The organism is Tsukamurella pseudospumae (genome assembly GCF_001575205.1).
Classification (GTDB): Bacteria; Actinomycetota; Actinomycetes; order Mycobacteriales; family Mycobacteriaceae; genus Tsukamurella; species Tsukamurella pseudospumae.
Window position 1 is genome coordinate 255,173 of record NZ_LSRE01000002.1, and the last position, 11,414, is coordinate 266,586.

Annotated in this window: 10 protein-coding genes; 6 read left to right on the plus strand and 4 right to left on the minus strand. The window is 68.9% G+C overall.

What is annotated here, in order from left to right:
* Nucleotide 1: 1 nt before the first annotated feature.
* The 3 genes from AXK61_RS03450 to AXK61_RS03460 all read left to right on the plus strand — a co-directional run bounded on the left by AXK61_RS03450 (nt 2) and on the right by AXK61_RS03460 (nt 4,570).
* A complete protein-coding gene (locus AXK61_RS03450; RefSeq protein ID WP_068743820.1) occupies nt 2–928 on the plus strand; it encodes a hypothetical protein in 927 nt (308 codons plus the stop codon).
* Between the two features lie 307 nt (nt 929–1,235).
* A complete protein-coding gene (locus AXK61_RS03455) occupies nt 1,236–4,004 on the plus strand; it encodes a hypothetical protein (protein WP_139057975.1) in 2,769 nt (922 codons plus the stop codon).
* A 137-nt stretch (nt 4,005–4,141) separates the two neighbouring features.
* Nucleotides 4,142–4,570, plus strand: coding sequence for a hypothetical protein (locus tag AXK61_RS03460; RefSeq protein WP_068571824.1), 429 nt, complete (start codon nt 4,142–4,144; stop codon nt 4,568–4,570).
* Between the two features lie 6 nt (nt 4,571–4,576).
* On the opposite strand, the gene AXK61_RS03465 is transcribed toward AXK61_RS03460, so the two are convergent.
* Nucleotides 4,577–5,191, minus strand: a complete 615-nt coding sequence (locus tag AXK61_RS03465; protein WP_068571820.1) for a histidine phosphatase family protein — start codon at nt 5,189–5,191, stop codon at nt 4,577–4,579.
* 37 nt (nt 5,192–5,228) lie between these two features.
* On the opposite strand from AXK61_RS03465, the gene AXK61_RS03470 reads away from it, so the two are divergent.
* Nucleotides 5,229–6,047 carry a ParA family protein gene (locus AXK61_RS03470; protein WP_068571818.1) on the plus strand — a complete coding sequence of 273 codons (819 nt, stop codon included), beginning with the start codon at nt 5,229–5,231 and terminating at the stop codon, nt 6,045–6,047.
* 5 nt (nt 6,048–6,052) lie between these two features.
* Here the strand turns inward: AXK61_RS03470 and AXK61_RS03475 are convergent, their stop codons facing one another.
* The 3 genes from AXK61_RS03475 to AXK61_RS03485 form a co-directional block, all read right to left on the minus strand.
* Nucleotides 6,053–7,294: an Rv3212 family protein gene (locus AXK61_RS03475; RefSeq protein WP_197466735.1), complete on the minus strand. Its 1,242-nt coding sequence runs from the start codon at nt 7,292–7,294 to the stop codon at nt 6,053–6,055.
* 36 nt (nt 7,295–7,330) lie between these two features.
* Nucleotides 7,331–7,558 (minus strand): DUF3107 domain-containing protein, encoded by a 228-nt coding sequence (locus AXK61_RS03480; RefSeq protein WP_068571814.1) that lies wholly within the window; start codon nt 7,556–7,558, stop codon nt 7,331–7,333.
* A 78-nt stretch (nt 7,559–7,636) separates the two neighbouring features.
* Nucleotides 7,637–8,308: a ferritin-like fold-containing protein gene (locus tag AXK61_RS03485; RefSeq protein ID WP_068571812.1), complete on the minus strand. Its 672-nt coding sequence runs from the start codon at nt 8,306–8,308 to the stop codon at nt 7,637–7,639.
* Nucleotides 8,309–8,574: 266 nt separating this feature from the next.
* Here AXK61_RS03485 and AXK61_RS03490 point away from each other — a divergent pair, with 266 nt between their 5' ends.
* Nucleotides 8,575–10,143, plus strand: a complete 1,569-nt coding sequence (locus AXK61_RS03490) for a DEAD/DEAH box helicase (protein ID WP_068743823.1) — start codon at nt 8,575–8,577, stop codon at nt 10,141–10,143.
* 75 nt (nt 10,144–10,218) lie between these two features.
* Nucleotides 10,219–11,367 carry a DUF418 domain-containing protein gene (locus tag AXK61_RS03495; RefSeq protein WP_068743824.1) on the plus strand — a complete coding sequence of 383 codons (1,149 nt, stop codon included), beginning with the start codon at nt 10,219–10,221 and terminating at the stop codon, nt 11,365–11,367.
* The last annotated feature ends 47 nt before the right edge of the window (nt 11,368–11,414 follow it).

Consider the following 11,414-nt stretch of genomic DNA (forward strand, 5'->3'; position numbering starts at 1 on the left):
GGTGTTCGCCTCGGCGTTGCGTCGGCTGTTCACTCTGGCCGGTTCGCCGACGGTGCGCGCGGTGGCGGACGCTGTCGGGGTCAGCGCGGCGACGGTGTCGAACTGGCGTACCGGTCGGCATCTACCCGCTGAGTTCGAGACGGTCGAGCCGATGCTGGTGTGGTTGACCGCCCGCGCCACCAGTAATCGGCACGTGGTCGCCGAGGTGGTGACGGTCTCGCAGTGGCAGCAGTTGTTCAGCACGGCGACCGGCCGTGATCCCGCGCTGCCGGTGCTCACGCAGATCGCGACCGCGGCCGAGCAGTGGGCGCTCGACACCGATACCAGCGAGCCTGTGCAACTCGACGCGGCTCGGTTTCTCCTTCTGAGCTGTGTCGCAGTCTCGTCGACCGGAGTTCTCACTCTTCGCGTCCCCGAGCTGCCCGCCGCCGCGGGCCGCATAGTAGCAGAGCTTGTTGAGATCGGTGTTCTGAGCCTGACTCCCGACCCCGGCGACGAGAACCAGGACCTCGTGCGATTGACGGATCTGCGCGTGATCGAGACCTGGTCGCGCCTGTCGACGTGGGTCGAGCAGGCCCGGCCGGTCCTCATCTCCCGCAGCGCACTCGAGCAGGACGCCCAGCGCTGGGCGACCGCCGGCCGGCCCCGCGCGTGGCTCTACGACCACGTGCGCCTGACCTTGACCGCGGACGCGTTGATCGCACTCAGCCCCGACCTTGGCGCTGCGGGCACGCAGAGTGCGGCGTTCTGGTTCGGAGCGGCGACCACTGCGCATATCCCGCCCGGAACCGTCACCGAATTCTGGGCCGCCTCGCAAGCTGCGTCCCTGCGCACGCTCCGCGTGCATCAGATGATCGCCGCCGTGCTCATCGCGCTCATCGCGATGACCCTCGGCCTCGGCCTCGCCCTCGGCGCCGTGACCGCATGAGGCCGGCGATGAACGCCCGCCAAGACCGTGACACCCGGCCAGCATCCGGAGTCGCCGAGGAGGCCGCTGCACCGCACGATGATGGGCGATATGCGTTGTTCAGTGGGCCGTTGAACAAGCCCCGAACCGGGGTGCCGTGTTTAGTCACCCCACTAAACACCACTAAACAAACCAGTCCTGGCCTGCGAAAACGCGTGTTCAGTCGGATTCGGCGATTGACAACGTCGAATCGTGTGGAAGCTTGGCATCCATCACCCGGCACTTCGCCGAATCTCCGATCCACTTCCCCGCATTTTGGAGTGTTCTGATGCCCACACCCACCCCACCGCCGCGGCAACCGCAGCCGGTGCCGCTCCCACCCGGGAGCCCGCGGCACGCCCGCACCGCCACCGAACCGACCAGCAGCGCGTCCGACGACTCGTCGCAGTCGGTGCTCCAGCAGCGTCTGCAGGGAGCGTTCCTCACGATCATCGGCATCGCCGGATTGTTCGGCGGTGTCCTGTTCTCCATCGAAGCACCCCGGTTCACCCCGGTGCCGGTGGTGTTCCTGACCTTCTGGCTCGTGATGGTCATCGTCGGGAAGATCCTCTTCGCCGGCCTCGGGAAGCTCCGCGAGACCGGTGTCACCGCTGCGCCCGCGGCCGCGCAGGTGCGTGCGGCGGCTGCGGTCGCTGGGATCGTCGTCGCTGTCGGGATGATGGGATTCGCCGCCACCACCGGCGTCGGCGCGGGTGTGGCGAACGCGGTCTGCCCGGGGGATGCGACCTGCCCGCCCGGCCCCGGACCGACCCTGACGTTCGACCCGCCCACCCAAACCCCCGGCGGGCAGCAGGGCAACCAAGGCGGGCAGCAGACCGGTGGCAACACCGGCGCCACCTCTCCCTCACCGGCCGGTAGCGGCGGGGACAACGGCCCCGGAATCCAGGCCCAGACCCCACAGTTCGGCAGCCCCGGCCAGCAGGCACCGAACATCCCCGGCAACGAACAACCCGGCCAAGGCAACCAGGGCGGCCAGCGGCCTGCGCAGGGCAACGGGCAAGGTCAGCCGAACCAGAGCCCGGCGGTGCAGACCACCGCGCCCGGCGGGCCCCGTCAGACCGACAATCAGCAGCCCGGGCAGCAGACCCAGTCCGGGCAGCCCAGCAGCCCCACTGTCACGGTCACCAAGACCGAGTCGCAGTGCGCGGTCCCCGGCGCCGGCAACGGCGCAGCAGGAGCCCCCGGGAACCCCGGCAACAACGACTCAAGCAACAACGGCGGCAGCACCGGGCCGGACGGTGGCGAGAAGAAGGACGGCGCCCCGTCGTGGGCATACCTCGTTGGCGAAGTGTCAGCGTTGATGGCCGGCCGCCGTGGTCGTAAGGCTGGCCCGCTCAACCCGGATGGATCTGCTCCGACCAACGACATGACTCCGAACGATCAGGTCGACGGGGAAAACTACAAGGAGTGGACCACCCCCGACGGGAAGCGGACGTTCATCCTGTCCGAGAACGCCGACGCACCGTCCAAGTACCGCTTCAACATCAACGAAGTCGACCGCCCCGACGGCGGCAGCGTCGACGTCAACGACGACGGCTCACTCTCCACCTACGACCGCGACGGCAACGAAGTCAACCGATTCACACCCTGGGCCTACGACACCGTCACCGGCCAGAAGATCCCCACCAGCTACACACGCGACGGCAACGACCTCATCCAAACCATCAACCGCCCGGAGGGCAACAACAACCCGATCCTCGCCGACCCGCCAGGAAACGACGGCCCACCGCCGATCGATTCATCCCTCCCGGGACGCCCGGACCCTGCCTCGACAATGCCCACCAATGAGCTGCCCGACGCCGAGCGGCCCACCCTGCAACCGCCCGTATCGGCACCTACGGAAAGCCCGTCACAGTCCGCCGCGCAGAGGATGATCGCTGGACCGATGAGAGATGCGCTCGCGCAAGCCAGAGGAGAGGACAATCCGACGCCGAGCCCCCTCGACAGCATTTTGCAGGCGACGGGCAAGACGCGATCATCCAGCCCGTTGGCGCCGCTCGAGTCCGTCGCCGCGCGCGTCCAGGACCCGGACGCACCAACAGACCCCATGGGCCCGTTGCTTCGCCAGGTTGAAGCGAACACCCAGCCCGAACGATCTGCAATCTCCGAGGTATCAGATCTTATCGGAGCTGCGCGGCAACAAATACTTCAAAATAGGGTGAACCCAGCCCTTGATCGCTTGCGTCGCGCGCAGGAAGATTACCAGGAGAACCCGAACAACTACCTCAAGAAGAAGGTTGAGGAGGCCCGGGCTGACCTCGCCAAGGCTTACGCGGAGATCGGGTCCCTGCCAAACATTGATGGCGTCACACCTGCGAGGGTGACTCGCCTAGCTAATGGTGGTTTCGAGTTCCGCAGGCCGGACGGCGCAATAGTAAATATCGTCGCTGGCCGCGACGGCGGCATCATTGCTTCCGAGGATATTCCCGGAGGAACTCTAAGCACCATCTTTAACGCCGACGGAAGTCATGAAACCGGACTTGCCGATCAGGGCGCTGTATACCCAATGGATGGCTGGGTGTATGACCTCGTTGGCATAGTTCCGATCGGAAAACTTACCTCCATCGGACTGCGGCGGGGAGTCGAAGTCGCTGGAGGTGAAACCGCCGAACAGGCCATGCTCAAGGCGATCGCCACTGCCCAAGCGAAAGCTGTCGCCGCAGGGAAACAGCAAGCCGCTCAAATCACAGTCAACAACGCGGCTGGGCTTGAGGCGGCTAGATGGCTCGAGCGGAACTTCTATAAAGGAGCCGACGTCGACACGGCGCGCTTCAAGGTTCCTGGGCTGGGGGTGCGACGCGTCGACCTGCTGACACCGTCAGGGAACGCCATAGAGGTGAAGACGGGATTTACGCGACTGAGTGCAGTTCAGGACCAGGTCGCGAAGGATGCGGCTCTTGCGGCAGGAAATGTGCCCGGCTTCTCTGGTGGTGTAGAGTGGGTGTTCTTCAAGAGTGTGATTACGGGCGAGGGTGGTCCCGATCCGAAGTTGATCGCTGCATTGAATGCGGCCAATATCCCGTGGAGGATGATGTGAGTTCAGTAAATTGGGGTGACTATTCGGAGTTTCACGTGATTTCTCCGACTCCTCCGCGCGAGGATAGTCGAGACGGGGCTCGTAGGCAGTACGAGAGCTGGCTGTCTCAAAAGCCTCAACGGATCCAAGAAATCAAGGTGTTGCTGGCTCTCAATGGGCTGCCAGTATTGGATAGCGATGAGTCCATTCAGTTGGTCACCGATTGGTTTATCACTCACGTTGAGGGAAGGGTTCCCGCGCTTGCGGAGGCTCCAGGTATGCTCTCGGCGCGCTGGTACTCGGTCTGCAACGATCTTGGCACATACCTTGGCGACGTCATGATTGAGCGGATCCCGACCGTGCGTTGGGAGTTCTTCACTCCGTCCGACTCGGGATTGATTCAATACCAGAAGCCGGTCGTCTATGGATTCACGCTCGGTGAGCGGACGGTTGACGATGAGCTCGCTTTCGACTTGATCGGTACGTGCGTGCAGATCGGCCAACGTGTGATCCTCGGGGAACCATTGCTGGACAGGAACAAGCGGTTCATGCTGCACGAATTGGAGCTGGCTGAACGGTACGCCTGAACGGGATCAACGCCCACTGTAATGCGCGGCGGCATACCCGGTGAGCCCGAACCGGGTCAGCTGCGGCACGTCGTCGCGGTCGTACCCGAACACGGCGGCGGAGGCGGGCAGGATCATCACGTTGCGGCCGAAATCCGCGGGCTGGCCGAGGAACCGCGCCGTCAGCACCCGTCCGAGGTGCCCGTGCGCGACGAGGACGACGTCGCCGTCGGCCATCGCGACGCGCGACCGGTCGAGCACCCGGTCCACCCGCGCGGCCACGTCAGCCATCGACTCCCCGCCGGGCGCCCCGGACCGCCACACCGTCCACCCCGGATCGTCGACGCGGATCTCGGCGCTGGTGAGCCCTTCGTAGTCGCCGTAGTCCCACTCGGCGAGGTCGGGGTCGACCCCGGTCACCGTCAGGCCCGCGAGCTCGGCGGTGCGGGCGGCGCGGTGGCGGGGGCTCACCCAGACGGTCGGGTTCCGCAGCGCCAGCGAGTCCAGCACGGACGCCAGCGCGGCAGCCTGCTCCGCTCCGGTGTCGGTCAGGTCGATGTCGGTCGACCCGGTGTGGCGGCCCGACCGCGACCATTCCGTCTCGCCGTGGCGGATGTACACGAGGCGTGCTGCGGTGCTCATCCGCTCATCGTTGCGCATCGATGGGTACCCTCGCAGCATGACCGGTGCCACGCCGCCCGACGGCGCCCCCTTCGTCCTCGCCGTCGCCAACCAGAAGGGCGGCGTCGCGAAGACCACGACCGTCGCCAGCCTCGGTGCGGCGCTCGTCGAGCTGGGCGCCCGCGTGCTCGTCGTCGACCTCGACCCGCAGGGCTGCCTGACCTTCTCGCTCGGCCACAACCCCGATCGCATCGAGAACAGCGTGCACGACGTCCTGTTGGGCGACAAGAGGATCGACGAGGTGCTGCTCGAGACCGAGGACGGCGTCACGGTGCTGCCGGCCACGCTGGACCTCGCCGGCGCGGAGGCGCTGCTGCTCATGCGCGCGGGCCGGGAGTACGCGCTCAAGCGGGCCCTCGCGGACGTCGCCGACCGCTTCGACGTCGTGATCATCGACTGCCCGCCCAGCCTGGGCGTGCTCACGCTCAACGGCCTCACCGCCGCCGACGCGGTCGCCATCCCGCTGCAGTGCGAGACCCTCGCCCACCGCGGCGTGGGGCAGCTGCTCAAGACTGTGCGCGACGTGCAGGCCATCACCAACCCGGAGCTGGGCATGCTCGGCGCGATCGCCACGCTCTACGACGCGCGCACCACGCACAGTCGCGACATCCTCTCCGACGTCGCCGACCGCTACGGCCTCGCGGTGCTCTCTCCGCCGATCCCGCGCACCGTCCGGTTCGCCGAGGCGAACGCCGCCGGCCGGACCGTGCTCGCGGGCCGGAAGAACAAGGGTGCCACCGCCTATCGCGAACTGGCGCAGAGCATCCGGGCTCACGTCGCCGACGGTGCGCCCCTGGTCACCTGGGCGGCCGAGTAACGAGATCAGGCCGGACGGTACGCCTGTACCGTTTCGCCCCACTGGCTCACCAGCGCGTCGCTCGCCAGCGTGAGCAGGACAGGCCCCGTCGAATAGCCGGGCCGAGCGACGGGCGTCGACCGGACCAGCGTCCGGGAGTTGAGATCGTAGGCGGTGAGCGACGTCGGGCCGGGAACCACGATCTGGCCGCCCACAACCGCGCCGGGCCCCAGTGTGCCCGGGATCACCATCTCGGCCACGAGCGACGGGGCGTCGACGACGACGGTCGAGGTCCCCGTGAAGAACGACGCGATCCCGGCCTCGGTCACCACGGGCACGTCCCGCGGCGCGCCGCCGGCCGGCGTCGTCACATCCACGGAGCGCAGCTCGCGGCCCTGCAGGTCGACGGTGACCACTCGCGCGGACCGGCCGTCCTGCGCGGGCAGATAGGCCACGGCACCGGCGGCGGCGGCGGTGACGAGGCGGGGACGGTCCCCGTCGACGGGCTCGGAGGAGCCGAGGGCGGACGCGACCACGGACGAGGTCTCCTGCGGCTCGCTCGCCTCCTTCGGGGACGCCCCGATGACGGTGAGCCGCGGGTAGGGCTCCGTCGGGCAGGTCTCGAGGACGGTGATCGAGGCACCGGAGGGGAGGGCGGAGCCGATGGTGCAGCCCGAGCGGGGCTGCACGCCGGGGTTCACGGGGACGTCGGGCTTGCCGTACTCGACGGTGCGCACGAGGTCCGAGCGGAACACGTCGACCCGCGTGGGCCCCTGGACGATCGCGTAGTTGCCGTCGCCGGTGAGGGTGACCTCGTGGTCCTCTCGCCCCGACCGGCTCGCGCGGCGCTGTCCGGTGACCGGGTCGAGGGCCATGACCTCGCCGCAGCCGCGGACGTCGCGGTAGAACGCCAGGACCAGGCCGGCGTTGGCGGTCAATCCGCACACCTGCGTGTCGCCGCGCGCGTACCGCCAGGTGCGCTTGCCGGTCGCCGGATCGTGCCCGGCGACCTCGCCGCCGCGGGCGGTCACGACGGTGCCGCCGAGGGCGAGGACGGGGCGGTCCGCCTCCGTGGTCCAGGCCTCGTGGAGCGCCGCGGGGAGCTCGATCAGCGAGCCGGGCACCGTCGACGGGGCCGGGGCCGTCTCGCTGACGGCCTTGCCCGCCGAGCCGGCGTTCCACGCCACGAAGCCCGCCACGATCACCACGATCACGATCACGGCCGACACCGCGAGATCGACACCGGTCCTGCGTTCGGGTTTCACCACGGCCCCGAGCCTACTGGCGGGAGGTCGCAGGACCCGTCAGCTGGCGTTGAAGCCGACGGAGCGGCTCTCGTTCGCGCCGAGCTCGACGTAGGAGACGCGGGCGGCGGGCACCAGGTAGCGCTTGCCCTTCTCGTCCGTGAGCTCCAGCAGCTCGGTGCGGCCGGCGAGCGCATCGCCCACGGCCTTCTTGACGTCCTCGGACGAGTCCTTGCTCTGCAGCACGAGTTCGCGGTTCGACTCCGCGATACCGATCTTGATCTCCATGGCACGAGGTTATCCGTCCCCGCGCCGTGGAGGCGCCGCGAGCCCGGCGATTCAGCTGAGAGCAGCCATCGAAGGCGCTCAGCCGAGGCCGAGGGTCGCCATCCGCTCGGCGTGCCGGGTCTGCAGCGACTCGAAGAACTGCGCCACGCCGGGCAGATCGGCGGAGTGTTCGAAGAGCAGCGCGGCGAGCTCGTCGCGCGTGGCGAGCACCTCCTGCGCCTGGGTGATGGCCTCGGAGAGGAGCCGCCTGCCCCACAGTGTGAGCGGCGACCGCAGCGCGGGGTTCGCGGAGATCGCGCCGCGCACCCGGGAGACGGCGAATTCGGATTCGCGCGTGTCGGACAGCACGGCGGCGACCACCGATGCAGGCTCGCCCGGCAGGGCCCGCGCGACCTCGGAGTAGAAGTCGGCGGCCAGGCCGTCGCCGATGTAGGCCTTGACCAGCGCCTCGTTCCAGTTCCGCGGCGTCGTCCGCTCGTGGTAGCGGGTGATCACCGGGACGAACGGCGCGGTCGCGACGGTCACGTCCTGCCCGCGACGGTCCAGCTCGGTGTCGAGCAGCTCGAAATTGCGCATCTGCGCCGCCGCCATCGAGGCCACGGCGATCCGGCCGCGCAGGTCCGGCGCCATCTCGGACTCCTTCGAGAGGCGCTGGAAGGCGGCGAGCTCGCCGTACGCGAGCACCGCGAACAGTGCCGCCACGCCCGGGTGCTCGGCGGTGGTTCCCCGATCCTGCGACTGTTCGCTCATAGTGCACATGCTAGTGCGAGCCGCGACGCGGGGTACCATGGTGAACGTGCGATCCAGCGAGGTCGCCGGTAGTTGTGCGCGCACTCCGCTCCGAACCGGGGCGTTGAAGTCGAGGACACGGCGCGGATCGTCACGATCCGGGCCCGGATTCATGGCCGGAAACAGTGCGCGCGGGAAACACGCGACGCATACGCCGCCCATGAAAGGCAGACATCATCACCACCACCAATAACGACATCCACACCGAGCCCGCTACCGAAGAGGGCATGCCCGACGTCCACGTGATCGGCGACGATCACGTCTCGCCCAGCTTCGCCGAACTCGGCGTCGACCAGGGCATCGTCGACGCCCTCGGCAAGCGCGGCATCGAGCGCACCTTCGCGATCCAGGAGCTCACGCTCCCGCTCGCACTCGCCGGTAACGACCTGATCGGTCAGGCCCGCACGGGCATGGGCAAGACCTACGGCTTCGGCGTCCCGCTGCTCAACCGCCTCATCACGCAGGCCCGCGCCGAGGTCGGCGAGGACGGCCTGCGGGCGCTCGACGGTACGCCGCGTGCCCTCATCATCGTGCCGACGCGCGAGCTGTGCGTGCAGGTCACCGAGGACCTCGAGCGCGCCGCCGACGGCGTCCGCGTGCAGACCACCAAGGGCGAGCGCGACCTGAAGATCACCTCGATCTACGGCGGCCGCCCGTACGAGGCCCAGATCGAGGCGCTGCAGAAGGGCGTCGACGTGGTCGTCGGCACCCCGGGCCGCCTCCTGGACCTGGCCAAGCAGGGCCACCTCGTGCTCGGCAAGATCCAGATCCTCGTGCTCGACGAGGCCGACGAGATGCTCGACCTCGGCTTCCTCCCGGACATCGAGAAGGTCCTCGGCATGGTCCCCACGGACCGCCAGACCATGCTCTTCTCGGCCACCATGCCCGGCCCGATCATCACCCTGGCCCGCACCTTCCTGCGGCAGCCCACCCACGTGCGCGCCGAGCACCACGACGACTCCGCCGTGCACGAGCGCACCACCCAGTTCGTGTACCGCGCGCACGCCCTCGACAAGGTCGAGATGGTCGCGAAGATCCTGCAGGCCGAGGGCCGCGGCGCCACGATGATCTTCACCCGCACCAAGCGCACCGCCCAGAAGGTGGCCGACGAGCTCGCCGAGCGCGGCTTCAAGGTCGGCGCCGTCCACGGCGACCTGGGCCAGGTCGCGCGCGAGAAGGCGCTGGGCAAGTTCCGCGACGGTTCGATCGACGTGCTGGTCGCCACCGATGTCGCGGCCCGCGGCATCGACATCGACGACGTCACCCACGTCATCAACTTCCAGTGCCCCGAGGACGACAAGACCTACGTGCACCGCATCGGCCGCACCGGCCGCGCGGGCAAGACCGGCACCGCCGTCACCTTCGTCGACTGGGACGAGCTGCACCGCTGGGAGCTCATCGACAAGGCCCTCGGCCTCGGGAAGCCCGAGCCCGCGGAGACCTACAGCTCCAGCGAGCACCTGTTCACCGACCTCGGCATCGACCCGAAGGTCAAGGGCAGCCTGCCCGGCGTGCGCAAGCGTGCCGAGGGCGAGGTCGTGGAGCGCAAGCCCCGCGAGAAGCGCGAGCCCCGCGCCCGGACCCGCACGCGCACGCGCGGCGGTCAGAAGTCCGACGGTGCCGCCCCCGCCGAGGCCGTCACGGAGGCTCCCACGTCCGACGGTGCGCCGTCCGCCGCCGGTCCCGAGGGCTCGGGTGCCGAGGGCGATGCCCCGGCTCGCAAGCGCCGCCGTCGCCGCCGCTCCGGCGCGAAGAAGCCCGAGGGCGCCGCGCCCGCCGAGGCCGCGGCCGAGTAGGTCCCCCGAACGACGGACCCCGCCATCACCTTCCGGTGGTCGCGGGGTCGTCGTGTCTTCGGGGAACGTGAGGTCATGACCTCGACCTCCGCCCCATCGGACACCCAGGCGCCTACCTCGCGGCGCATCGCCTCGCTCGATGTGGCTCGTGGCATCGCGATCCTCGGCACCTTCGGCACCAACGTGTGGATCTTCACCGACCCGCAGGGGATGGTCGGGTACCTGGAGACGGTGGGCGGCGAGTCGCTGCCGATCCGCGTGCTGCAGACCCTCGCGCAGGGGAAGTTCCTCGGCCTGCTCAGCCTCATGTTCGGGGTGGGCCTGGCGATCCAGCAGGCGTCCGCCCAGCGGCACGACAGGCCGTGGCCGGGACGGTACTGGCGCCGCGCCCTGGTCCTGTTCCTCGACGGCCTGCTGCACTTCCTGCTCGTCGCCGAGTTCGACGTGCTGATGGGCTACGCGCTGGTCTCGTTCCTGGTGTCCGCGCTGTTGATCCTGCGCCCGGTCGCGCGCACGCGGTGGGTGATCGCCGCGGTCGCCGTGCACCTGGCGGTGGTGGCGCTCGCGGTGGTGGGAATGATGCTGCCCGACGCTGATTCCGGACCGAACACCCCCGGCCCCAATCCCTATGCCGACGGCTCCTTCTGGGACCTCGTGCTCTTCCGCGTCGACCACGGTCTCCTGTTCCGCGCGGAGACGATCTTCATGATCCCGCTGACCATCGCCGTGTTCCTCACGGGCGCACGTCTGTTCCAGGCGGGAATCTTCGAGCCGGGCGGCGCGGCCCTGCGCCACCGGTTGATGGCGATCGGTGCGGTGGCAGCGGTCGCGGACCTCACGGTCGGGATCGGCGGTGCGCCGCTGGATCTCGCCGGGCCGGCAGTGTTCGTCGGCCGGTACGTCCTGGCCCCGGTGGTCGCGCTGGGACTGCTCGCGCTGATCGCGGAGTTCTACCAGCGGCGGGCGGTCGGCCCCGTCGGCGGCGCACTGAGCAATGTCGGCCGGACCGCCCTGAGCTGCTACGTGCTGCAGAACCTCGTGGCCTCGGCGCTCTGCTACGGCTGGGGACTGGGCTTGGCGGCCCGGTACGGCTCTGAGCACCGCCTGGCCTTCACAGTGGCCGTCTACATCGCGGTGATGGCCTTCCTGCTCGCCGCGTCGGCGCTGTGGACCCGGCGGTTCTCCCGCGGCCCGATCGAGATGCTCATGCGTCGCGCCGCGTGAGCCGCGAGTGCGGTCGTTCCCCCACGGATACCGCAGGAGAACGACCG

Bases quoted from the DNA above. Each gene is read 5' to 3' on its own strand.
- AXK61_RS03470 (WP_068571818.1), top strand. From the start codon at position 5,229: ATGACCGGTGCCACGCCGCCCGACGGCGCCCCCTTCGTCCTCGCCGTC.
- AXK61_RS03495 (WP_068743824.1), top strand. From the start codon at position 10,219: ATGACCTCGACCTCCGCCCCATCGGACACCCAGGCGCCTACCTCGCGG.
- AXK61_RS03465 (WP_068571820.1), bottom strand. From the start codon at position 5,191: ATGAGCACCGCAGCACGCCTCGTGTACATCCGCCACGGCGAGACGGAA.
- AXK61_RS03455 (WP_139057975.1), top strand. From the start codon at position 1,236: ATGCCCACACCCACCCCACCGCCGCGGCAACCGCAGCCGGTGCCGCTC.
- AXK61_RS03490 (WP_068743823.1), top strand. From the start codon at position 8,575: ATGCCCGACGTCCACGTGATCGGCGACGATCACGTCTCGCCCAGCTTC.
- AXK61_RS03485 (WP_068571812.1), bottom strand. From the start codon at position 8,308: ATGAGCGAACAGTCGCAGGATCGGGGAACCACCGCCGAGCACCCGGGC.
- AXK61_RS03480 (WP_068571814.1), bottom strand. From the start codon at position 7,558: ATGGAGATCAAGATCGGTATCGCGGAGTCGAACCGCGAACTCGTGCTG.